At 73.2% G+C, this 21,553-nt stretch carries 22 protein-coding genes; 6 read left to right on the forward strand and 16 right to left on the reverse strand.

Annotation, left to right across the window (positions count from 1 at the left end):
• Positions 1-4 precede the first annotated feature (4 nt).
• The gene (locus LQK89_RS02945) at positions 5-1,531 is read left to right on the forward strand and encodes a catalase (protein ID WP_058741538.1); all 1,527 of its coding nucleotides are present in this window, start codon (positions 5-7) and stop codon (positions 1,529-1,531) included.
• Positions 1,532-1,596: 65 nt separating this feature from the next.
• Here LQK89_RS02945 and LQK89_RS02950 read toward each other — a convergent pair whose 3' ends face one another.
• The 3 genes from LQK89_RS02950 to LQK89_RS02960 all read right to left on the reverse strand — a co-directional run bounded on the left by LQK89_RS02950 (position 1,597) and on the right by LQK89_RS02960 (position 4,024).
• Positions 1,597-2,163 (reverse strand): GNAT family N-acetyltransferase, encoded by a 567-nt coding sequence (locus LQK89_RS02950; protein ID WP_058741537.1) that lies wholly within the window; start codon positions 2,161-2,163, stop codon positions 1,597-1,599.
• Between the two features lie 143 nt (positions 2,164-2,306).
• Positions 2,307-3,179, reverse strand: coding sequence for a VOC family protein (locus LQK89_RS02955; RefSeq protein ID WP_231050147.1), 873 nt, complete (start codon positions 3,177-3,179; stop codon positions 2,307-2,309).
• 53 nt (positions 3,180-3,232) lie between these two features.
• Complete coding sequence (locus LQK89_RS02960; protein WP_231050148.1) at positions 3,233-4,024, reverse strand: SDR family oxidoreductase; 792 nt, start codon at positions 4,022-4,024, stop codon at positions 3,233-3,235.
• Between the two features lie 110 nt (positions 4,025-4,134).
• Here LQK89_RS02960 and LQK89_RS02965 point away from each other — a divergent pair, with 110 nt between their 5' ends.
• On the forward strand, positions 4,135-4,674 hold the full coding sequence (locus LQK89_RS02965) for a hypothetical protein (protein ID WP_231050149.1): 540 nt from the start codon (positions 4,135-4,137) through the stop codon (positions 4,672-4,674).
• A 30-nt stretch (positions 4,675-4,704) separates the two neighbouring features.
• Here the strand turns inward: LQK89_RS02965 and LQK89_RS02970 are convergent, their stop codons facing one another.
• Genes LQK89_RS02970 through LQK89_RS02990 form a run of 5 tightly spaced genes read right to left on the reverse strand, consistent with a single transcriptional unit; the run spans position 4,705 to position 8,691 of the window.
• Positions 4,705-5,025 (reverse strand): hypothetical protein, encoded by a 321-nt coding sequence (locus LQK89_RS02970; RefSeq protein WP_058741534.1) that lies wholly within the window; start codon positions 5,023-5,025, stop codon positions 4,705-4,707.
• 9 nt (positions 5,026-5,034) lie between these two features.
• On the reverse strand, positions 5,035-5,658 hold the full coding sequence (locus LQK89_RS02975) for a response regulator transcription factor (RefSeq protein WP_204621226.1): 624 nt from the start codon (positions 5,656-5,658) through the stop codon (positions 5,035-5,037).
• Positions 5,655-6,902, reverse strand: coding sequence for a sensor histidine kinase (locus LQK89_RS02980; protein WP_231050150.1), 1,248 nt, complete (start codon positions 6,900-6,902; stop codon positions 5,655-5,657). Before LQK89_RS02980 ends, LQK89_RS02975 begins: the two co-directional genes overlap by 4 nt.
• Before the next feature lie 29 nt (positions 6,903-6,931).
• A complete protein-coding gene (locus LQK89_RS02985; RefSeq protein WP_231050151.1) occupies positions 6,932-7,765 on the reverse strand; it encodes an ABC transporter permease in 834 nt (277 codons plus the stop codon).
• Positions 7,762-8,691: an ABC transporter ATP-binding protein gene (locus tag LQK89_RS02990; RefSeq protein ID WP_231050152.1), complete on the reverse strand. Its 930-nt coding sequence runs from the start codon at positions 8,689-8,691 to the stop codon at positions 7,762-7,764. Before LQK89_RS02990 ends, LQK89_RS02985 begins: the two co-directional genes overlap by 4 nt.
• Before the next feature lie 200 nt (positions 8,692-8,891).
• Here LQK89_RS02990 and LQK89_RS02995 point away from each other — a divergent pair, with 200 nt between their 5' ends.
• Positions 8,892-10,088 (forward strand): SpoIIE family protein phosphatase, encoded by a 1,197-nt coding sequence (locus tag LQK89_RS02995; RefSeq protein WP_231050153.1) that lies wholly within the window; start codon positions 8,892-8,894, stop codon positions 10,086-10,088.
• A gap of 148 nt (positions 10,089-10,236) precedes the next feature.
• Here the strand turns inward: LQK89_RS02995 and LQK89_RS03000 are convergent, their stop codons facing one another.
• Both LQK89_RS03000 and purD read right to left on the reverse strand, forming a co-directional pair.
• Entirely contained in the window at positions 10,237-11,106 is an 870-nt protein-coding gene (locus LQK89_RS03000; protein ID WP_058741529.1) for a phosphoribosylaminoimidazolesuccinocarboxamide synthase, read from the reverse strand.
• Positions 11,103-12,371 (reverse strand): phosphoribosylamine--glycine ligase, encoded by a 1,269-nt coding sequence (purD, locus tag LQK89_RS03005; protein WP_174778911.1) that lies wholly within the window; start codon positions 12,369-12,371, stop codon positions 11,103-11,105. The genes LQK89_RS03000 and purD overlap by 4 nt, the downstream gene beginning before the upstream one ends.
• Positions 12,372-12,428: 57 nt before the next feature.
• On the opposite strand from purD, the gene LQK89_RS03010 reads away from it, so the two are divergent.
• Positions 12,429-12,791, forward strand: a complete 363-nt coding sequence (locus LQK89_RS03010; protein ID WP_231050154.1) for a sterol carrier family protein — start codon at positions 12,429-12,431, stop codon at positions 12,789-12,791.
• A gap of 323 nt (positions 12,792-13,114) precedes the next feature.
• Here LQK89_RS03010 and LQK89_RS03015 read toward each other — a convergent pair whose 3' ends face one another.
• Positions 13,115-15,706, reverse strand: coding sequence for a helix-turn-helix domain-containing protein (locus tag LQK89_RS03015; RefSeq protein ID WP_231050155.1), 2,592 nt, complete (start codon positions 15,704-15,706; stop codon positions 13,115-13,117).
• Positions 15,707-15,801: 95 nt separating this feature from the next.
• Between LQK89_RS03015 and LQK89_RS03020 the strand changes: the two genes are divergently transcribed.
• A complete protein-coding gene (locus tag LQK89_RS03020; protein WP_231050156.1) occupies positions 15,802-16,230 on the forward strand; it encodes a hypothetical protein in 429 nt (142 codons plus the stop codon).
• A gap of 121 nt (positions 16,231-16,351) precedes the next feature.
• On the opposite strand, the gene purF is transcribed toward LQK89_RS03020, so the two are convergent.
• Positions 16,352-17,809, reverse strand: a complete 1,458-nt coding sequence (gene purF / locus LQK89_RS03025; protein ID WP_058741525.1) for an amidophosphoribosyltransferase — start codon at positions 17,807-17,809, stop codon at positions 16,352-16,354.
• Between the two features lie 71 nt (positions 17,810-17,880).
• On the opposite strand from purF, the gene purM reads away from it, so the two are divergent.
• Entirely contained in the window at positions 17,881-18,981 is a 1,101-nt protein-coding gene (gene purM, locus LQK89_RS03030) for a phosphoribosylformylglycinamidine cyclo-ligase (RefSeq protein ID WP_144802896.1), read from the forward strand.
• 507 nt (positions 18,982-19,488) lie between these two features.
• On the opposite strand, the gene LQK89_RS03035 is transcribed toward purM, so the two are convergent.
• From LQK89_RS03035 to LQK89_RS03050, 4 genes are all read right to left on the reverse strand, one after another.
• The gene (locus LQK89_RS03035; RefSeq protein WP_058741523.1) at positions 19,489-19,701 is read right to left on the reverse strand and encodes a DUF3073 domain-containing protein; all 213 of its coding nucleotides are present in this window, start codon (positions 19,699-19,701) and stop codon (positions 19,489-19,491) included.
• Between the two features lie 157 nt (positions 19,702-19,858).
• Positions 19,859-20,299: a DoxX family protein gene (locus LQK89_RS03040; RefSeq protein WP_231050157.1), complete on the reverse strand. Its 441-nt coding sequence runs from the start codon at positions 20,297-20,299 to the stop codon at positions 19,859-19,861.
• Positions 20,300-20,434: 135 nt separating this feature from the next.
• A complete protein-coding gene (locus LQK89_RS03045; RefSeq protein WP_114850423.1) occupies positions 20,435-20,701 on the reverse strand; it encodes a DUF3072 domain-containing protein in 267 nt (88 codons plus the stop codon).
• A gap of 90 nt (positions 20,702-20,791) precedes the next feature.
• On the reverse strand, positions 20,792-21,547 hold the full coding sequence (locus LQK89_RS03050; RefSeq protein ID WP_175326729.1) for a hypothetical protein: 756 nt from the start codon (positions 21,545-21,547) through the stop codon (positions 20,792-20,794).
• Between the last annotated feature and the right edge of the window lie 6 nt (positions 21,548-21,553).

The following is a 21,553-nucleotide window of genomic DNA, read 5'->3' on the forward strand; positions in this document are numbered from 1 at the left end:
AACCGTGTCCGACCAGAACACGACCGGCCAGCCGGCCGGCACCCCCACGACCACCACCAACAGCGGGGCCCCGGTCTCGAGCGACCAGCACTCGATGGGGGTCGGCGCCGACGGCCCCATCGCCCTGCACGACCACTACCTGGTCGAGAAGCTCGCCCAGTTCAACCGCGAGCGCATCCCGGAGCGGGTCGTCCACGCCAAGGGCGGCGGCGCCTTCGGTACCTTCACCGTCACGCACGACGTCAGCCGCTACACCCGCGCCGCGTTCCTGCAGCCGGGCCAGACCACCGAGATGCTCGCCCGCTTCTCGTCCGTCGCCGGCGAGCAGGGCTCCCCGGACACCTGGCGCGACCCCCGCGGCTTCGCGCTGAAGTTCTACACGACCGAGGGCAACTACGACCTCGTCGGCAACAACACCCCCGTGTTCTTCCTGCGCGACGGCATCAAGTTCCCGGACTTCATCCGTTCGCAGAAGCGCCTGCCGGGCTCGCACCTGCGCGACCACGACATGCAGTGGGACTTCTGGACGCTCTCCCCGGAGTCGGCGCACCAGGTCACGTGGCTGATGGGCGACCGCGGTCTGCCGGCGAGCTGGCGCAACATGGACGGCTTCGGCTCGCACACGTACCAGTGGATCAACGCCGAGGGCGAGCGCTTCTGGGTGAAGTACCACTTCGAGACGCAGCAGGGCCACAAGACCCTGACGCAGGAGGACGCCGACCGCATCGCCGGCGAGGACGCGGACTTCCACATCCGCGACCTGCACGAGGCCATCGAGCGCCGTGACTTCCCGAAGTGGACGCTCAAGGTGCAGGTCATGCCGTACGCGGACGCCGAGAGCTACCGCTTCAACCCGTTCGATCTGACGAAGGTGTGGCCGCACGCGGACTACCCGCTCATCGAGGTCGGCACGATGGAGCTCAACCGCAACCCGGAGAACTACTTCGCGCAGATCGAGCAGGCGACCTTCGCGCCGTCGAACTTCGTCCCGGGCATCGCGGCGAGCCCGGACAAGATGCTCCTCGCGCGCATCTTCAGCTACGCGGACGCGCACCGCTACCGCGTCGGCACGAACCACGCCCAGCTGCCGGTGAACGCCCCGAAGAACGAGGTGCACTCGTACTCGAAGGACGGCGCCATGCGCTTCGACTTCCAGAAGTCCGAGGTGCCGGTCTACGCGCCGAACTCGCTCGGCGGGGCGCACGCCGACCCGTCCGCGACGGACGACGCCCCCGGCTGGGAGTCCGACGGCGCGCTGCAGCGCTCCGCCGCGACCCTCCACCCCGAGGACGACGACTTCGGTCAGGCGGGCACGCTCTACCGCGAGGTCCTCGACGACGCCGCCCGTGAGCGCCTGGTCGGGAACATCGCCGGGCACGTCTCGAAGGTGACGCGCGACGACCTGCGCGAGCGGGTGTTCGCCTACTGGACGAGCGTCGACGCCGACCTCGGGGCGCGCGTGCGCGCCGCCGTCGCGCCGAGCGCGCCGGGATCGAACGAGGACCCGGCGAAGGTCGCGGTCGAGGCGTAACGCAGAACTGACTGGAGGCGCGGTGCCAGCTGGCACCGCGCCTCCAGTCCGTTGATGGACCTGTCCTAGACCTGCTGGCCGTTCAGCAGGATCTCGCCGGTCGGCCAGTCCTCGAGCGCCGCGGTGACGGGCCGGACCATCCAGCCGCCCTGCTCGGTCTCGGTGACCCCGGCCCCGTCGGCCGTGAAGGCCGAGAACGTCCCGACCGCACCCGCGATCTCGTGCCAGCCCATGTGGGCGTAGAAGGGGATGCGGTCCTCACCGGCGCCGAGGAAGCCGTACGGGACGCGGAGTCCCTCGAGGACCGCGTGCGTGCGGTCGAGCAGCTCGCGGCCGATGCCGGTGCCCTGGAGTCGGGGCGCGACGGCGACGATGCCGGTGTCGCCGACCAGGACGTCCTGCCCGCCCACTGTGATGAACATGCGGCGGATCCCGACGTGGGCGAGCACCACACCGTCGGCGTCCCGGGCGATCACCCGGCGTTCGGGCTGCATGCCGGCGTAGTCCCGGCCGCCCACGTACCAGTGCGACCAGCTCGGGAAGGCCTGCCCGAGCATCGCCGCGATCGCCTCGTGGTCGGGGAGCGACAGCGCGCTCTCCTCGACCACCTCCCACCGGATGTCTTCGCTCACGTGCCCATCCTGCCGGGTGCGGCTGCGGGCCGAGCGCGAGACTCGTCCATGCGGACGCTTCCGCGGCGTCCGACCCGCGGGAGTGTCCGCACAGCCGGGTCTCGGGGCCAGCCGGCGAGCCGGCCCGCGCCCGCCCGCGCCGCTCAGCCCCGACCGGGCGCCGTCACCTCGATGCGGTTCGCCCACGGGTCCTCGAACGCGACCGTCCGGCCGTCGTCGGCGGTCTGCACCCCGGTGTCGTGCATCCGGGACACGAGCGCGCCCAGGTCGTCGGCCCCGGGGACCTCGATCCGGACGAGTCCCAGCCCGAGCCCGAGCTGTCGGCGTCCGGCGCCGCGGGAGTTCCACGTGTTCATCGCCATGTGGTGGTGGTAGCCGCCCGCGCTGACGAACAGCGCCTGGTCGCCCATCGCCGCGGTCGTCGCGAAGCCCAGCCGATCGACGTAGAACGCCTTCGCGGTGGCCACGTCCCCGACGGACAGGTGCACGTGCCCCACGCGTCCGGGGCGGGATGCTGCGGACTCGAGCGCCGAGGGCGTCAGGTGTTGCTGCACGAACGCGTTCGGGTCCACCCAGATCGTGTCCATGTCGACCATGCCGTGCGTCCACGACCACTCCGCGCGGTCGCGGTCCCAGTACAGCTCGACGCCGTTGCCCTCGGGGTCCTGGAAGTAGAACGCGTTGCTCACCAGGTGGTCGGCGCTGCCCGTGAACGTCCGCGGGTACTTCGTCGCGACCGAGTAGAGCGCTGCCGCCAGGTCGGCCTGCGTGTCGAACAGGATCGCGGTGTGGAACAGCCCGGCCTCGTGCGGGGCAGCGTGCCGCATCGCCGGCGCGTGCTCGAGCACCACGATCGGGGTCGTGCCGCGGCCGAGCACCGCGACGCCGCCGTCCTGCGTCAGGACGGTGAGTCCGACGCCGTCGCGGTAGTACGCGACCATCGTGTCGAGGTCGGCGACCCGGAGCGTGACGGCGCCCATCCCGGTGTCCGCGGCGAGGAGATCCTGCGTGTGCATGCACCCAGTGTGCGCTGATTTGGTTGACGCGTCAACCAAATCGGTCGAGGTGGCTACCGGGCGCTGAACCCTCCGTCCGTCTTGAGCAGCTGCCCGTTCACCCAGCCGCCGTCCGGACCGAGCAGGAACTCGATCAGCGCCGCGGTGTCCGCGGGCGTCGACGGGCGTCCGAGCGGGGTCTGCGCGACCACGGCCTCGCGGACCTCGTCGGTGAACCACCCGGTGTCGTTCGGTCCGGGGTTCACCGCGTTCGCGCTGACGTGCACGTCGCCGAGCTCCTGGGCGGCGCCGACCATCAGCCGGTCGAGTGCGCCCTTGCTCGTGCCGTACGGCAGGTTGAACCCGACGTGGTCGCTCGTCAGGGCCACGACCCGTCGGCGGTCCTCGGGCGCCGGGGCGCCCTCGCGGAGGCGCCTTGCGTACGCCTGCACGATCAGGAACGGCGCCCGGACGTTCACCGCCAGGTGCCGGTCGAAGGACTCGAGCGTCGTGGTCGCGTAGTCGGACTCGACCGATTCGCAGTGCGACATCACGACGGCCGTCACGGGGGCGCCCGCCTCCACCTCGGCGCGGCCGACGAGTGCGGCCGCCTGCTCCGGGTCGGCCAGGTCGACCGGGAGGCGCGTCACGCGTGCCCCCGCGCGCTCGGCTTCCGTGACGACCGCGTCCACCCCGTCGGGGTCGGCGCCGCCGTGCACGCGGGCGTCGTACGGACCCCACCAGGAGAGGGCGAGGTCCCAGCCGTCGGCGGCGAGCCGGGTGGCGATCGCCGCGCCGATTCCGGCGCGGCGGCCGACCCCGGTCACCAGGGCGAGAGGGCGCGGGGTGAGTGGGCGCTGGGACATGTGTCGTGCCTCCTGTCCGTCGACGCCGCGGTGCGCCGACCCGCCCAGCCTGGCACCGCTGTCGTCCGACCGCGAGCGCCCGCGGCACCGCCGGGGGCCAGGATGGGTCCGTGCCCCGCCGATCCCGATCCCGTCGCCAGCGTCCCGACCCGTCCACGTTCCCCCTGGAGCGCCTGCGCGACCGGATGTCGTCCTACATCTACGGCAACATCACCGTCCTGGCCGTCGCGATCGCGGTCTCCCCGGAGCAGATCGCGCACGGGGCAGCCGTGCTGACGGTCCTCGCGACGGCGGTGCTGACGTACCTGGCGCACGTGCTGTCCCACGTCGTCGCGCACGCGATCGGGGACACCGGGGACGACGAGGAGCACCGCGAGACCGTCGGGGCGATCCTGCGCGACGCGAACCCGATCGCGACCTCCGGGCTGATCCCGGCCGTGCTCTACGCGGTGGCGTGGGCCGGGTGGCTGCCGTCGCCGTGGGCGCAGACGGCCGCGATCGTCATCCTGGTCGTGCGCATCGGCCTGGTCGGGGTGTTCCTGCAGCGGTTCAGCGGGCGGCGCCCGTCGTTCCTCGGACTCTGGGGCGGGATCGTGCTCGCGGCCGTGGCGTTCGCGATCGGGCTCGTCAAGGTGCTGCTCACGCACTGACCGGGTCGTCGGCGCCCCGGTGCCGGGTCGTCAGCAGCCCGTGGTGGCGAGCGTCACCGTCGCGACGTGGTCGTCGGTGACGGTGGCCTTCGCCGAGCACAGGTCCGTCGCCCGGACCGTCACCCGGCCGAGCGGGACCCCCGCGAAGTCGGCGGTGCCGCCCGGGAACACCCGCTGGTGCTCGGAGAGCTTGCCGGTCGCCGCGTAGACCCGCACCTCGTAGGGGTGCTCGGCCGCGTTCCCCGAGACGGTCACGGCGATCTGCCCGGTCGAGTCGTGCGCACCGCACCCGGTCAGGGACAGCGCGCCGAGGGCGACCACGGCGAGGGCGAGCAGGGGACGTCGGAGCACCGGTCCAGGTTACGTGCCGATCAGCCAGCCGTTGTCGGCGGCGACCCGCAGCGCCTCGGTCGCGTTCCGGGCCGCCGTCTTGCCGATCGCCGCGGACAGGTGGTTCCGCACCGTCCCCTCGGACAGGTGCAGCACCGCGGCGATCCCCGCGACGGTCGACGCCGTGCGGAACGCGACGAGCACGTCGGTCTCCCGCGGGGTGAGCGGCGACGGGCCGGCGGCCAGGGACTCGGCGGCGAGCACTGGATCGACCACGCGGAAGCCCCCGGCGACCCGGCGGACCGCGTCGGCCAGCTGCTCGGCGGGGGTGTCCTTCACGACGAAGCCCGCGGCGCCGGCCTCGAGCGCTCGCCGCAGGTACCCGGGGCGGCCGAACGTCGTCACGATGAGGGACCGGCACGCGGGGAGCTCGCGGGCCAGGGTCGCGGCGGCGGTCAGGCCGTCGGCGCCGGGCATCTCGACGTCGAGCAGGGCCACGGCTGCCTGCGAGGTCCGGGCGGCCTCGAGCACCTCGTCCCCACGGGCGACCTGCGCCACGACGTCGATGTCCCGCTCGAGCGACAGCAGCGACGCCAGGGCTCCGCGGACGAGCGCCTGGTCGTCGGCGAGCAGGACGCGGATGGGGTCGGTCACCGTGGTCTCCTCTCGACCTGCAGCAGGAAGCCGCCGAGGTCGCTCGTGCCCGTCGTCACGGTGGCCCCGACGGCGTCGGCCCGCTCGTGCAGTCCGCGCAGGCCGTTGCCGCCGACGTCGAGCGGTCCGGCGGGCGCCGGGGCGTCGACCGCTCCGGTGCCGTCGTCCTCGATCGTCAGGGTGGTCCGGGTCAGCGTCACCCGGGCCCGGCTGGCCGCTGCGTGGCGCACGACGTTCGTCACGCCCTCGCGGAGCACCCACGCGAACAGGCTCCGGACGTCCCCGGCCGCCGCGTCGCCGGTCGTGGGCAGCTCCGCGACGACCCCGGCCGCGTCCAGCGCCGAGCGCGCGGAGACGAGCTCGGCGTCCAGGTCGGCCTGGCGGTACCCGCTGACGGCCTGCCGGAGTCCCTGCAGCGCCTCGCGCGACAGCCGCTCGACGTCCTGCATCTCGGTCTTCGCGCGGGCCGGGTCGACGTCGACCAGCCGCGCCGCGAGCTCGGACTTCATCGTGACGACCGTCAGCGAGTGCCCGAGCACGTCGTGCAGGTCGCGGGAGAACCGTGCGCGCTCCTCGACCACCGCGAGCCGGGTGAGTTCGTCCTGCGCGACCCCGAGCTGGTCCTCGGCCTCGCGCTGGCGACCGAAGAACACCATCGAGGCGCCGATCGACACCGCCACGATCGGGGCGAACAGGATGCCCGTGCCCGACGCCGTGTCCCACCCGACGACCGCGGCGACGACGAGCTCGGCGGCGACGACGACCCCGAGGACGGCGAGTGCCACCCAGAGCCGCACCGCCACGAACCCGGACAGGGCGACGACGAGCAGCCAGGACCACACCGCGGCCGGGCCGACGGGGACGAGCAGGAGTCCCGCGTAGGCGGCGAGCACGGCCAGGACGACCACGCGCCGGCGGAGTCCGTGCCGCCACATGGCCTCCGGGGCGAACAGGTACCCGACGTACAGCACCGCGAGCGCGAGGGTCGCCGAGACGTGCTCGTCGACCGTGCGGCCGTCGGTCCACACCGCGACGAGCAGCAGGGCCTGCCAGAGCAGGCCGAAGGCGGCGCCGCCGTACCAGCGGCGGCGGGCGACGCGGACCTCGGCGTCGTCGGCGCCCGGTGCGGCGGCCCACGGGAAGGCACGGGCGGACGGCCGGGAGGCGCGGGGCGCGTCGTCCGCGCCCCGCGCCTCGGTCGGGCTGGTGCTGTCCACCCCCGACACCTCCGACAGGTCCGTCACGTCGGTCAGCGTACGACCGTCGAGACCGGTCACCGGCGCGCCGCGTCGCGGCGGTAGCGCCACACGATGACCGCGGCGAGGACGACCGTCCACCCGACGAGCACCAGGGCCGGCTCGGTCATCCCCGCGGAGCCGGTCGCCCCGGCACCCATCTGGCCGATCCGGTTGAGCCAGTACGACGGCAGCAGGTGCGCGATCGACCCCATCCAGGCGGGCATCACCGACAGCGGGACCCACAGCCCGCCGAGGATCGACAGGCCCATGAAGACGACCATGAACATCGGCTGGGCGTACGCGGGCTTCGCGAACTGCCCGACCAGGATCGCGATGAGCGCGAACGGCACGACCCCGGCCCAGATGCCGAGCCCGGCGGCGGCCCAGTGCCCGGCGCCGAGCGACGCGTGCATCCCGAGGATCGCGATCGCGAAGGTGATCACGACCGAGACGGCCGAGAAGGCCATCGCCGCGACGAGCTTCGAGACGAGGAACGCCCACCCGGACAGCGGCGTCACGCGGAGCTGGCGGTTCCAGCCGATCGAGCGTTCCGTCACGAGCGAGAACGCCTGGCTGAGCGCGGCCATCATCGCGCCGTACGCCGTCATCTGCAGCGTGGTGACGACCAGGAACGGCAGGTGCGTCACGGGGTCGACCTGGCCGCCGTACGCGGCACCGAAGACCAGGAGCATGACGACCGGGATCGCGAACGTGAAGACCATCGCCTTGACGTTGCGGAGCTGCCGACGCGTCTCGAGCAGGACGTACCGGATCGGGAGCCGACCGGCGGTGGCGCGGGCCGAGCCGACGCTGGACGGGGCGGTGGACGTGGTGGTGGCTGCAGCCGGGGCGGCGGTGGTGGCGGTCATGCGAGGACCCCTTCGGTCTCGGTGGTGCTGGTGGCGGTGGCGGTGGTGATGGCGAGGAAGGCGTCGTCCATGGTCGAGGCGACCACCTGCAGGTCGTGCGCCTCCGGGAACGCGGCGAGCAGGGCACGGAGCGTGTCGTCACTGCGGTCGGTGCGCAGCGTGACGGCGTCGTGCCGCGCCTCCAGGCCCACGACGCCCGGCAGACCGCGCAACGCGACGTGCCGGTCTTCGGCGACGCCCGCGAAGCGGACGGTGCGCGTCGCGGCGGTGGCCTTGACGGCCGCGGGGGTGCCGTCCGCGACGACCCGGCCGTCGCGGAGGATGACGATGCGGTCCGCGAAGGTGTCCGCCTCGTCCAGGTAGTGCGTCGCGAAGACGACCGTGCGGCCGGCGTCCGTGAACTCCCGCATCGACGACCAGAAGACGTGTCGGGCCTCGACGTCCATCGCCGCGGTCGGCTCGTCGAGCACCAGCAGGTCCGGGTCGGAGACGACGGCGACCGCGAAGCGCGCGCGCTGGAGCTGCCCGCCGGACAGCTTCGAGACCCGACGGGTCGCGATGTCCTCGCAGCGTGCCCGGCGCAGGGCCTCGGCGACGGGCATCGGGCGGCGGTGCGCCGCGGCGACCAGGGCGACCGCCTCGCGGACCGTCACGTCGGGCAGGAGCGCCCCGCCCTGCAGCATCGCGCCGACACGGCCGTCGACGATCGCGGACCGGGGGTCGGTGCCGAACAGACGTGCGTCGCCCTCGGTGGGGGTCGTCAGGCCGAGCAGCAGGTCGACGGTGGTGGTCTTGCCGGCGCCGTTCGGACCGAGGAGGGCGACGACCTCGCCCGGACGGATCGTCAGGTCGACGCCGTCGACCGCGGTGACGGCGCCGAAGCGCTTGCGGAGCCCGAGGAGCTGGATGACCGGTGTCTCGTTCATGGCTCCACGATCCCGCCGAGCGGGGCGGCGCCCGGGTGCCGGTCGTCACGACTTCTCCGTGACATCTGTCAGGGGTGGGTGGCTTCGGCCTCCCGGGTCCGGTGGCCGTCTTCCGGGGTGCGGCCCTCGGGCCGCGGGTCTGAGGGGTCCTCCGTTCTGGGGACGCGGCGAGGGCGGCCCGGAGGGATACCGTGGGAGGCATGCACCAGGGGACCTCACCAACCTCCGTCGGATCATCGCCAGCAGCCCTCCGTCGCGCCGCCCTCATCGCCGCGCTCGACGTCGTCGACGGCGGGCCCGAGGAGCGCTTCGAGCGCATCACCCGGATCGCCCGGGACGCGTTCGGGGTCACCGGGTCCTTCCTCAACCTCGCGGGCACGGACGTCGTCACGATCAAGTCGCAGTCGAGCGACACCGTGTTCGGCCCGACGATCCCGCTGCAGGACACCTTCTGCGGTCGGACCCTGGCTGAGTCCGGGCCCGTCGTGGTGCCGGACGCCCGGGCCGACGCCCGCTACTCGGACATGCCGATGGTGGTCGACGACCCGAACGTGCGGTTCTACGCCGGGGTCCCGCTGCGCGTCGGTGACGACGACGTCAAGGTCGGCACGCTCTGCCTGATCGACCCGACGCCCCGCACGCTCGACCCCGACGACCTCGCGCTGCTCGAGGAACTCGGGGTGTGGGCGGAGCGCGAACTCGCCGCGGGCGCCGACGAGGACCGGCTCCGCGACGTGCTGGTTGGGCTGCAACCGACGCCGGTGACCGTCCCGGGCTACCGGATCGGCGGGATGAGCGTCCCGCACGGGGTCGTCTCGGGCGACCTGCACGACTGGCACCTGACGGGGACGGACCTGCACCTCACCGTCGCCGACGTGATGGGCAAGGGGATGTCGGCCGGCCTCCTCGCGGCGACGATCCGCGGCGCGCTGCTCGCCCGTCCGGACGCCCACCCCCGGGACGTCGTCGCCGCGCTCGACGACCAGGTCGCACCCGAGCTCGGCCGGGCGTCGTCGTTCTCGACGATGTTCCACGGGCGGCTCACCCCGGCGACCGGGCGGTTGGACTTCGTGGACGCCGGACACGGCCTCGTGCTGCAGATGCGCGCCGACGGCGCCGAGCGGACCCTGCTGTCGAGCGACCTGCCGATCGGGCTGCACCCGGCTGGGCTCGGGCGGACCCCGGGGTCGGTCGACCTCTCGCCCGGTGACGTCCTGATCATCGTGAGCGACGGCGCGCTCGAGCTCTGGGACTCGACGCTCGCCTCGCTGTCCCGGCTCGGGGCGCTCTGGCGCGAGGAGCCCGACGTCGAGGCGTTCCTCGCGCGCGTCCGGGCACGGGCGCTCGAGCACGACCCGGGCGACGACCTGACCGTGGTGGTGCTGGCGCGCGACTGAGGCGCGGCGCGGGCTGGGCGCGCGGGCCGGCCGCGGCCCCGAGTCTCGCGCTGGGCGACACGACTCGGGGTCGTGAGCCCGAGTCGTGTCGCCCACGCCGAGTCTCGGGACAGCCAGCCAGCCACCCGGACGGCCGGACGCCCGCGCGTCAGGCGCCGAGGCGCTCGATGAGCTCCCGGTAGCGCGCGGCCGTCCGCTCGACGATCGCGTCGGGCAGCACCGGTGGCGTGCCCTGGCGGTCCCAGTGCGCGCTGAGCCAGTCGCGGACGATCTGCTTGTCGAACGAGTCCGTGCGGTTGCCCGAGCGGGCGTCCCAGTAGCGGCTCGAGTCGCTCGTCAGGACCTCGTCCGCGATCCGGACCACACCGTCGGCGTCGCGACCGAACTCGAACTTCGTGTCGGCGATCACGACGTCGTGCTCGAGCGCGATCGCCGCCGCGGCACCGTAGACCCGCAGCGACAGGTCGCGCAGGGTCGCCGCGTCCTCGGCCCCGACGAGCTCGACGGTCTGCTCGTACGAGATGTTCTCGTCGTGCTCGCCCTGCGGTGCCTTGTACGCCGGCGTGTAGATCGGCTCGGGCAGGCGGTCGCCCTCGGACAGGCCGTCGGGGAGCGGCACGCCGCACACGCTGCCCGACTCCCGGTACTCGGCCCAGCCGCTGCCGACGAGGTACCCGCGCACGACGCACTCGACCGGGAACATGTCGAGCGGGAGCACGTGCATCGACCGCGCGGCGACGGACTCGGGGACGGGCGTCCCGCCGGAGCCGTCCGGGATCAGGTGGTTCGGGACGTCGGCGAGCCGGTCGAACCAGTGACGGGACAGCCGCGTCAGCAGTTCACCCTTGCCCGGGATCGGCGGCTCGAGCGCGAAGTCGTACGCGCTGACGCGGTCGGACGCGACGAGCAGCAGCTCGGTGGCGTCGGCGACGTCGGCCGTGCCCTCGGGGACGTAGAGCTCGCGGACCTTGCCGGACGAGACGTGCCGCCAGCCGGGCAGGACGGGCGCGGCGGTCACCGGGCGACCTTCGCGGCGATGTCGGTGCGGTACTGCGCGCCCTCGAGCGCGATGTCGCCGAGGCCGGCGTACGCACGCTCCCGCGCCTGGGCGAAGTCGGTGCCGACGGCGACGACGCTGAGCACCCGGCCGCCGGTGGCGACGAGCTCGTCGTCGAGCACGGCGGTCGCGGCGTGGGCGACGGAGACGCCGTCCCGGGCGTTCGCGGCGTCGATGCCCGTGACCACGCGGCCGGTACGGGGGTTCTCCGGGTACCCCTCGCTCGCGAGCACGACCGTCACGGCGACCTCCGGCCGGAACTCCGGACGCGGCGCCGACGCCAGCTGTCCGGTCGCCGCTGCGGCCATCAGTCCGCTCAGCGGCGTGGCGAGGCGGGGGAGCACGACCTGGGTCTCCGGGTCGCCGAAGCGCGCGTTGAACTCGATGACCCGGACGCCCTGCTCGGTGACGATCAGCCCGCAGTAGAGCAGCCCGACGAACGGTGTGCCCTCGTGCTCGAGCCGGCGGACCGTGGGCAGCGCCACCAGGTCGGTGACCTCGTCGACGAAGGCCTGCTCCGAGGCCCAGCGCTCGTCGAGCCAGGGCAGCGGGGAGTATGCACCCATGCCGCCGGTGTTCGGACCGGCGTCGCCGTCGCCCAGGCGCTTGTAGTCCTGCGCGGGGCTGAGCGGGCGGACGTCGTGCCCGTCGCTCAGGAAGAACAGCGAGACCTCTTCGCCGTCGAGGAACTCCTCGACCACCACCGGGCCGTGCTGCAGCCAGTACGTGGCGTGGTCGATCGCTGCCTGACGGTCCTCGGTCACCAGGACGCCCTTGCCGGCAGCCAGCCCGTCGGCCTTGACGACGTACGGTGCGCCGAGCTCGTCGAACGCGGCCACGGCCTGCTCGACGCTGCCGGCGGACACCGGGCGTCCGGTCGGCACCCCGGCCTCGGCCATGATCCGCTTCGCGAACGCCTTGGAGCCCTCGAGCTGCGCGGCGGCCTTGCTCGGGCCGAACACCGGGATGCCCCGGGTCCGGAGCGGGTCCGCGACACCGGCGATCAGCGGTGCCTCCGGTCCGACGACGACGAGCTCGACGCCGTTCTCGATCGCGTACTCGGCGACGAGCGCGCCGTTCGTGGGGTCGAGCGACACCGTCTCGACGTCGGCCGCGATGCCGGCGTTGCCGGGGGCCACCGTGATGACGTGCCCTGCGCGTTCAGCGAGGAGGGCCGTGATGATCGCGTGCTCGCGGGCACCGGAACCGAGGACGAGGATTCGCACCCGATCACCCTACCGAGCGCGACACGCCGCCCGCGATGCGACGGCTAGCCTGTGGACATGCCGCCGAAGAGGATCGAGGACGCCGTCGGCCGTGCTGCGCTCACCGCGGTGCTCGGGGGCTCCACGGTCCGGACGGACGTCGCGACCGCGGTCCGGTGGACCCTGCAGCGACTCGCCGACGACGTCCCGGGCAACAGCGTCGAGGTCCGCGTCCCGCCGTTCGCGGCCGTCCAGGCGGTGCCCGGTCCGCGGCACACCCGAGGGACCCCGCCGAACGTGGTGGAGACGGACGCTGCGACCTGGATCGCGCTGGCGACCGGGTCCCTGCGGTGGAGCGAGGCCGTCGCCACCGCGCGGGTGAGCGCCTCGGGCTCGCGCGCCGACATCACGGCGTTCCTGCCGGTCCGCACCAGCGCCTGAACGACGACACCGCCCGGATCGACACCGCCGGAAACGACACGACCGGGAGCAGCTGGCTCGACCGGCGAGTTGTTCGACGAGGCTCACGGGATTAGGTAGGTCCTACCGATGTGCCCGGCGAGAGCGTCCCCGTAGCGTGGAAGTCGCCGGGATTCGGACCCGACCCGAACGGGTCCGAACCCGGCGACGGACTCCAAGGTACGCGACTTGCGGGTTGCGTTGTCAACCATCGCGGCGCGTCGTGCTGCAATCCACAACGAACCCTGGGTTTCGTTGTCGACGATTTCGTGACGGGGCGACACGAGAACCGTCAGCGCCGACCGTCAGCGCGGCCCGATCATCTCCGCGAGCTCCGACCGCGCGTGCAGGTCCCACTTCGCGAAGACCCGCGACAGGTGGGCGTCGATCGTCCGGACGGACAGGCCGAGCGACTCCGCGATCCGCCGGTTGCTCAACCCGCGTGCCGCGAGCTCCGCCACCTCGTACTCCCGGTGGGTCAGCGGGGGTTTCAATCGGCCGGCCGTGACCGCCATGCCGTGCGTCGCGAGGACCGCCGCCGCCTCCGCGATCCGCGACCGGTCCTCGGCGCGCAGGGCGTCGGCGTACTCGACGACCGCGTTCGCGAGCGGTCCGTCCACCCGCGCCGCGGCGGTACGCATCCGGTCCCGGGAGACCGTGGCGTCGTGCCCGCGCATGACGTCGTCGGCGAAGTGCAGCGTCTCGGCGTACATCACGTGCAGCCACGCGCCGCTCGCCGTCGCCCGCTCGGTGATCTCGTCCGCGTGCCGGAGCCCGGCCGGGTTGCCGAGCACGGCCTCGGTCCACGCGATCGACATCGCCACCTGCTCGCCGGTGATCCGCATCGCCCGCAGCGGGGTGCTCCGTGCCCGGTCGAGTGCGGCAGCGGCCTGCTCGGCGTGCCCGGCGTAGGCGTTCGCCATCGCGAGCCGGGCCCACGGGTAGGCCGCGAACCCGCCGTGGTCGGCCACGTCGTACCGCTCGCACGCGGCCGAGAGCGCCGCGATCGCGTCGTCCCAGCGCCGCTGGCCGATCGCCTGGTTGCCGACGCCGATCAGCTCGAGGGTGAAGTCGTACTTCAGGAACGGGCTCGCCCGGCGGACCGGGATCTCGGTGAGCATCGTGGCGACGTCCCCGCGCCAGACCTGGAGCTGGTGCGTCACGGAGATCACCTCGCCGACGGCCCACGGGGCCTCCTCGACGTGCTCGACCGCGGTCGCCAGCGCCCGTCGTGCCAGCCCGGCGGCGTCGTCGAGCCGTCCCGCGGTGGCGAGGGCCATCACGGCGCACGGGGCGAGCGCGAGGAACGCGACGGACACCGTGGGCTGCTGCAGGACCCCGGAGCGCTCGACCTCGGCGCGGACCTCCTCGAACCGGCCGCCCCACCCGAGGTGCGCCAGGCGCAGGATCCGCAGGCGTTCGGCCGTCTCCGGACCGACGAGGCCGGCCGCCGCCTCGGCCAGGGCCACCGCGGCGTCCACGTCGTCGTCGTGGAACTGCCGGATGTTCGCGAGCGTCTCGCAGGCCTCGACGACCATCGCGTCGCCGACCTCGGCCGGACGGGAGCGCGCGAGGGACCAGGCGGCCTCGGCGTCGACGCGGCCGGCCTCGCGCCCGCTGCTGTACGAGTGCGCGATCGACCGCAGGCAGTGCGCGGTCACCCGCTCGCGCGCGGTCAGGGCGGTGCGGAGTGCGGCGGACGCCAGGGCGATCGCGCTCTCGTGCTCCTGCAGCCGGACGGCGACCTGGGCCGCGTCGAGCAGCTGCCCGACGGGCGGCAGCACGCCGCAGTCGAGCGCCCAGAGCGCGGCACGGAGTCGAGCGGCGGGCGGGGCGCCCTCGGGGCTGTCGGTCCGGAAGGCGTTGGCGCGCGCGAACAGGGCCGCACGCCGGGCGACCGGCACGAGGGCCCGGACGACCTCGCCGACGAGGGGGTGCGACGGACGGACGACCCGGGCGCAGTCATCCGCCGTGTCGATCGTCACGAGGCCGAGGGCGACCACCCGGTCGACGTCCCCGCCCGACACCAGCCGGAGCAGTCGCTCGAGGGGGATCGGGTCGGCGAGCGCCACGATGTCGACGACGTCCCGCAGGTCCTCCGGCAGGGCACCGAGCTCCGAGCGGTACATGTCGGCCAGGCTGTTCGACGCCGTCACCCGCCCGCGCCAGTACCAGCCGGACGTGGTCTGCTCGAGCGCGCCGGACGTCAGCGCGGCACGGACGACCTCGCGCAGGTACAGCGGGTTGCCCGCGGTCGCCCGGTGCACGCGCTCGGTGGACGCCGTCTCGAGCTGGGCGCCCAGTGCCGCGGCCACGACCTCGCCGGTCTCGCGCAGGTCGAGCGGTGCCAGGTCGATCCGTTCGAGCAGGTCGTCCTGCCACAGTGCGCGCAGCGGGTCGGGCAGCGCGGTGAAGTCCCGGCAGGTCAGCACGAGCCGCGCGCCCTGGTCGCGGACCAGCCACGCGACGTACCGGGCGGAGATCGCGTCGAGGTGGTCGGCGTCGTCGACGCGGAGCAGCACGTCCCGGTCGGCGAGGTCGGTCGTCTCGCGCAGGCGCTGGGCGGCGACCGCGTCGTCGACGAGCTCGGCCAGGGCGACCGGGAGCTCCCCGAAGCGGTCCGCGACGGCGCCGAACGGCATCGAGCGTCCGGCGGCGACGGCCGTGATCGGGACGACGAGGGTCCGGCCGGTCGCGTCGCGTCGGGCGACCCGGTCCGTCACGCGCGCCGCCGTCGAGCTCTTGCCGAGGCCGGGGGCGCCGACGATCGCGACGCTCCAGCGGTGCTCGGCGACGACGGCGACCGCGCGGTCCTCCTCGCGCCGCGGCACGATCGGCCACGGCACCCTCGCCGGGGTCCGTGGGTGACGACGGTCGTCGACGGGTCGGTCTCGCACCCCTCCACCTCCCGCTCCTCGTCTGGACCATCTTGCCCCGGCCGCGGGGGACAGGACAGACCGGACCACCTCCCACAGTGGGGGACAATGGAGGGGTGAGCGACTTCGCCCGACCCGAACCCCGACCCGACGACGGTCCCGCCGACCGCACGCCCGAGCCCGCGGCGCCGGCCCCGAACGCCGTCTCCACCCCGGACGAGGTCACCATCCGCCGGGCACCGAAGTTCGGCGTGTTCATCCTGGGCGGTGCGGTCCTCGGCTTCCTCGCGACCCTCGTCGTCGTGTCGGTCACCATGGACATCGACCGCGGCGACCAGCAGGACGCCAGCTTCGGCACCCTGGTCGGCTACTTCTCGCTCTGGGGGGTCACCATCGGTGCCGCCGTCGGCGCGGTCGTCGCCGTCGTGCTCGACCGCGTCCTCGCGAAGCGGGCCGCCCGCCTCACGGCGGAGCGCGTCGAGGTCGAGCCCGTCCCGGACACGGTCGACGGCGAGATCGAGCACCCGGACGGCGACCGTCCCTGAAGGACAGGAGACGGACAGGCGGACGGCGCCACCGACGGTTGTGACCGGATGACGGACGGGAGGCACGGTGCCAGCTGGCACCGTGCCTCCCGTCCGTCTCCTGGTCGCGTCGCGACCGGACCTAGCTGAGCTGGTTCGCCTCGACCCAGGCGAGGTACTCGGGCGTGACCGAGCCGGTCACGTACTCGCCGGTGAAGCAGCTCATCTCGAGGTCGGTGACGTCCGAGCCCTCGATGATCGCGTCACGCATGTCGGCGACCTCCTGGTAGATCAGGTGGTCGCTGCCGAGCACGCGGTTGATCTCCGGGATCTTCCGGTCGTGTGCGATGAGCTCCGCACGGGTCGGCATGTTGATGCCGTAGACGTGCGGGAACCGGACCGGGGGAGCGGCGCTCGTGAAGGTGACCTCGTTCGCACCGGCGGCCCGCGCCATCTCGACGATCTCGCGGCTCGTCGTGCCGCGCACGATCGAGTCGTCGACGATCAGGATGTTCTTGCCCTTGAACTCCGACGACATCGCGTTGAGCTTCTGCCGGACCGAGCGCTTGCGCTCCGCCTGCCCGGGCATGATGAACGTGCGGCCGACGTAGCGGTTCTTGAAGAAGCCCTCGCGGTAGTCGATTCCGAGCTTCTGCGCGACCTGCATCGCGGCCGGACGCGACGAGTCCGGGATCGGCATCACGACGTCGATGTCGCCGGTCGGGGCGTACTGCGCGATGGTGTCCGCGAGCCGGTTGCCGAGCCGCAGTCGGGCGTCGTAGACCGAGATGCCGTTCATCACCGAGTCGGGACGGGCCAGGTAGACGTACTCGAACGAGCACGGGACCAGGCGGGGGTCCTTCGCGCACTGGCGCGCGTGCATCTGGCCGTTCATCTCGATGAAGACCGCTTCGCCCGGGGCGATGTCGCGGACGATCTCGTAGCCGCCGGACTCGAGCACGAGCGACTCGCTCGCGACGACCCACTCCGGCTGGCCGGCCTCGTCGAACTTGTGGCCCAGGATGAGCGGCCGGATGCCGTACGGGTCGCGGAACGCGAGCAGGCCGTGCCCGGCGATGGTCGCGATCGTGGCGTAGGAGCCCTCGACGCGCTCGTGCACGCGCTCGACGGCGTCGAACACCTGGCCGGGGTCGAGTTCGCTGCCGCGGACCTGGCCCTGCAGCTCGTGCGCCAGGACGTTCACCAGGAGCTCGGTGTCGGAGCTCGTGTTGAGGTGCCGGCGGTCGATGTCGAACAGCTCGCGGGTGAGTTCCCGCGTGTTCGTGAGGTTGCCGTTGTGCACCAGGACGATGCCGTACGGGGCGTTCACGTAGAAGGGCTGGGCTTCTTCCTCGTTGCTCGCGGCGCCCTTCGTGGCGTAGCGCACGTGGCCGAGGCCCATCGTGCCGAGCAGCGCCCGCATGTCACGGGTGCGGAAGCCCTCGCGGACGTGGCCGCGCGTCTTGTGCATGTGGTGCACGTGACCCTCGACCGTGGCGATGCCCGTCGAGTCCTGGCCCCGGTGCTGCAGGAGCAGCAGGGCGTCGTAGATGGATTGGTTGACGGGCCCCTGCGCAACGAGGCCGACGATGCCGCACATTCGCGGAGTGCTCCAGACCGTAGGATCGGGTGGTACCGAACAAGTCTGCCATGCCCCGCGGAGGACAACGCATGCCGAACCCGTACGCAGCCGCCGGCGTCGACACCGCCGCCGGTGACCTGGCCGTCGAGCTCATGAAGTCCGCCGTCTCGGCGACGCACAACGCCTCGGTGCTGGGCGGAGTGGGCGGGTTCGCGGGTCTGTACGACGTCTCGTTCCTGAAGGACTTCGAACGGCCGCTGCTCGCGACCTCGACCGACGGGGTCGGCACGAAGGTCGCCATCGCGCAGGCGATCGACAAGCACGACACCATCGGCCAGGACCTCGTCGGCATGGTCGTCGACGACATCGTGGTGGTCGGGGCGAAGCCGCTGTTCATGACGGACTACATCGCCTGCGGCCGGGTCGTCCCGAACCGCATCGCGGACATCGTCGCCGGCATCGCCCGCGGCTGCTCGGCGACCGGCACCGCGCTGGTCGGTGGCGAGACCGCGGAGCACCCGGGGCTGCTCGGCCCGGACGACTACGACGTCGCCGGTGCCGCGACGGGCGTCGTCGAGGCCGACCGCCAGCTCGGCGCACACCTGGTCGAGGACGGGGACGTCGTCGTCGCGATCGAGTCCTCCGGCCTGCACTCGAACGGCTACTCGCTCGTCCGGCACATCCTGTCGACGAAGGGCGTCGGCTACACCGACCAGCTGCCGGAGTTCGGCGCCGGGGTGTCCGTCGGCGAAGCGCTGCTCGAGCCCACCCGCCTGTACACCGCACCGCTGCTCGACCTGCTCGAGGCCCAGCCCGGCGCCGTGCACTCCTTGTCGCACGTGACCGGCGGTGGCATCGCCGCGAACCTGGCGCGTGTGCTGCCGGTCGGCACCTGGGTCGAGGTCGACCGGGCCACCTGGACGCCCCCGTCGGTGTTCCGGGTGCTCGCGGACATGGCCGGCACCCCGGTCGAGGACACCGAGGGCACGTGGAACCTCGGCATCGGGATGTTCGCGGTCGTCGCGGCGTCGGCTGCCGACTCGGTCGTCGCGGCGCTCGGTGCCGCTGGGCTGCCGGCGTGGACCGTCGGGGCGATCTCGACATCGGCGCGCGGCCTGGACGGCTTCGAGCAGGGCGCGAAGGGCGTCGACGGCGGCGCTGTCCGGCTCGTCGGGAGCTACGCGGGCTGAGGGCGCGCGCGGCGCCGCGCGGGGAGTGCGACCTGGTGCAGGGAAGCCCGGGCCGGCGTCCGGGCGCCGGAGGCGTGTGAGCCCGCAGGACACGCCGCGTGCGTGACGCCGAGCGTGCAGGACACGCCGCGTGCGTGACGCCGAGCGTGCAGGACACGCCGCGTGCGTGACGCCGAGCGTGCAGGACACGCCGCGTGCGTGACGCCGAGCGTGCAGGACACGTCGGCGGGACAGCCCGAGCGTGCCAGATCTGGCTCGCTCGGCGAGCGCCTTCGACCGGGACGCCGGGCCGGAGCACTGAGATCCCTGGGCTTCGGGGCGCGTCGAGTGTGCACGAAACGCCGGGCGCGTGTCGCCGGGCGGGCAAGACGTGTCGCGTCGGTGCGTCGAGCGTGACAGATCTGGCACGTTCGTGCGGGCCCCGGCGCACGGGACGGTTGCGAGCCGACTTCCGCGCACGCGGAAACGCCGCGCGACCCCGGAGGGTGCGCGGCGTCGACGGTGAGGTCAGGCGGACTTGTTCTGGTCCTGCTGGGTCTCGAGCTCGTCGTCCTCCTCGTCGCCGTACTGGTCCGCCCAGCGGTCGACGTAGGAGTTCTCGTCCGAGTGTTGCCCGGCGGAGAGCTCGCGTTCGAGTGCACCGTAGTTCGTCTCCGGGCTGAAGTACTTCAGCTCCCGGGCGACCTTGGTGTGCTTTGCCTTCTGACGGCCGCGCCCCATGCGTGACCCCCTCGTGTTCGGCTCTGGTCCGGTCCTGGCGGGTGGGGGATGCCACCCGGGGAACCAGACGGTTCGTGGTTTGAAATCTGCCGATCACTCTACCATGTACCCCGATCCCGACACCCCGCACGGCGTCCCCCGGACCGCGGCTCCGGCGTCAGGCCGGCAGGGGTTCCGCGACGCCCCGCTTCCGGCGCGAGGAACGCAGGACGAGGGCGTCGACGGAGAACCGACCGGGGCCGGTCAGTGCGACGGCGACCGAGGCGACGGCCAGGACGAGGACGTACTCGAATCCGCCGTCCTGCGCGAAGAAGCCGGCCGTGGCGTGGGCGAGCAAGCCGGCCACGACCATGTCGACCGCGAGCAGGAGTCCGACGACCCGTGTTGCGACACCGGCGACGAGGAGCACGCCGCCGACCAGCTCGAGGCCGGCGACCACGGGCGCCGCGACCTCGGCGAGCGGGACGCCCATGCCGGCGAAGCCCTGGGTCACGTTCGGGATGCCCTGGGCGAACTTCTGGGCACCGTGGGCGATGAACACCACGCCGAGGACGATGCGGAGCGCGGTCAGGCCGATGGAGGTCGATGTCGTTCGCATGGCGACGACGGTATCCAGTGACGTGTCATCGATCCCCCTCGTCCGGGGGACTTCCCGGACTTCGCCAGGGGTCCCCCAGACAACGGTCCGCCGAACCGCGGACACGCTTTCAGGGGCGGGGGCGGGGGTGGAGCGTCAGGAGTCGGCGCCGCGCCCGGTCTGCTGCTGCAGGCGGTCGATGTGCTCGGACGCCTCGGCCTTGGTGAGGTCGGCGGGCAGTTCCTCGCCTGCCTCGCGCGCGAGGGTGTCCAGGTAGCTGCGCTGCGGACCGGTCATCGGCTCGTCGCCGGTCACCCAGTCCTCGGGGTCCTTGCTCGCGGTCGTCGAGGGGTCGGGTCGCTCGCCGCCCAGCGTCTCGCCGGTGTGGGCGTCGTCGGGGGTCTGGTCTGCTGCGTCGGTCATGGCGCCGACGGTACGCGCGGGACCGCCTGGCCAACGCAGCACGTCGTCCCCCGACAGCGCGAGCGGGACAGGCGGGACCCGGCAGCGCGCTCAGGCGGGGACGACCGTGTACCGCACCAGGTCGGCGCCCACGGCGCTCGACGCGACCGGGACCTCGGCATCGCCCTGCCGCAGCCAGATCGTCGCGGCGCGCTCGTCGATGCGCACCACCTGGTGGAGGGACCCGTCCAGCAGCACGGCGGCACGGACCTCGACGGTCCCCGAGGACGGGCGCGGCGGGAGTCCGACCACGTCGTCGTCGTACGCCCGGTGCTGCCCTGGTGACAGGAACGGCGAGACCGGCGTCGTGACGACCTCGAGCCCCTCGTCGACCTCGCGGACCGCGACCAGGCGGACCGCCTGGTCCGTGGGGAGCCGGACGTCGACGACCGGCGCGTCCGCCGGGCCGGCCAGTGCGCGGAAGGCGGGCCGACCGTCGGGGGCGAGCAGTGCCTCCAGGCCGTCGATCCGGACGCGACCGCGTCCGCGCGAATCGGCGAACAGGCCGGGCTCGAGCCCGGAGCGGCGCGCCTCGAGCCGTGACACGACGACGCGGTCCGGGCGGTACCAGTCGCGGAGCGTGGCGGGGTCGACCCAGCCGATGCTCGCGACCCCGCGGGCGAGGTCCGCGCCGTCGTCGGCCGGGCGCTCGTCGACCGCGCCGAGGGGGTGCTCGCCGCGCACCGCGACGAGCCCGGCGTACGGGCCGGCCGGGGAGGGTTCGTGGTCGAGCACCTCGACGCGCTTCGAGACCTTGCCGCCGTGGCCGTCGAACGTCGCGAAGGTGCGCAGGTCGGAGATCGTCATGTCGAG

Origin of the sequence: Curtobacterium sp. C1 (assembly GCF_021049325.1) — a bacterium.
GTDB lineage: Bacteria > Actinomycetota > Actinomycetes > Actinomycetales > Microbacteriaceae > Curtobacterium > Curtobacterium citreum.

Excerpts from the sequence above, each read along its gene's own strand:
- LQK89_RS03035 (WP_058741523.1), bottom strand. The coding sequence starts at position 19,701 with ATGGGGCGCGGCCGTCAGAAGGCAAAGCACACCAAGGTCGCCCGGGAG.
- LQK89_RS03045 (WP_114850423.1), bottom strand. The coding sequence starts at position 20,701 with ATGACCGACGCAGCAGACCAGACCCCCGACGACGCCCACACCGGCGAG.
- LQK89_RS03040 (WP_231050157.1), bottom strand. The coding sequence starts at position 20,299 with ATGCGAACGACATCGACCTCCATCGGCCTGACCGCGCTCCGCATCGTC.
- LQK89_RS02985 (WP_231050151.1), bottom strand. The coding sequence starts at position 7,765 with ATGACCGCCACCACCGCCGCCCCGGCTGCAGCCACCACCACGTCCACC.
- purM (WP_144802896.1), top strand. The coding sequence starts at position 17,881 with ATGCCGAACCCGTACGCAGCCGCCGGCGTCGACACCGCCGCCGGTGAC.
- LQK89_RS02995 (WP_231050153.1), top strand. The coding sequence starts at position 8,892 with ATGCACCAGGGGACCTCACCAACCTCCGTCGGATCATCGCCAGCAGCC.
- LQK89_RS02960 (WP_231050148.1), bottom strand. The coding sequence starts at position 4,024 with ATGTCCCAGCGCCCACTCACCCCGCGCCCTCTCGCCCTGGTGACCGGG.
- LQK89_RS03050 (WP_175326729.1), bottom strand. The coding sequence starts at position 21,547 with ATGACGATCTCCGACCTGCGCACCTTCGCGACGTTCGACGGCCACGGC.
- LQK89_RS03010 (WP_231050154.1), top strand. The coding sequence starts at position 12,429 with ATGCCGCCGAAGAGGATCGAGGACGCCGTCGGCCGTGCTGCGCTCACC.
- LQK89_RS02990 (WP_231050152.1), bottom strand. The coding sequence starts at position 8,691 with ATGAACGAGACACCGGTCATCCAGCTCCTCGGGCTCCGCAAGCGCTTC.
- LQK89_RS02955 (WP_231050147.1), bottom strand. The coding sequence starts at position 3,179 with ATGCACACGCAGGATCTCCTCGCCGCGGACACCGGGATGGGCGCCGTC.
- purF (WP_058741525.1), bottom strand. The coding sequence starts at position 17,809 with ATGTGCGGCATCGTCGGCCTCGTTGCGCAGGGGCCCGTCAACCAATCC.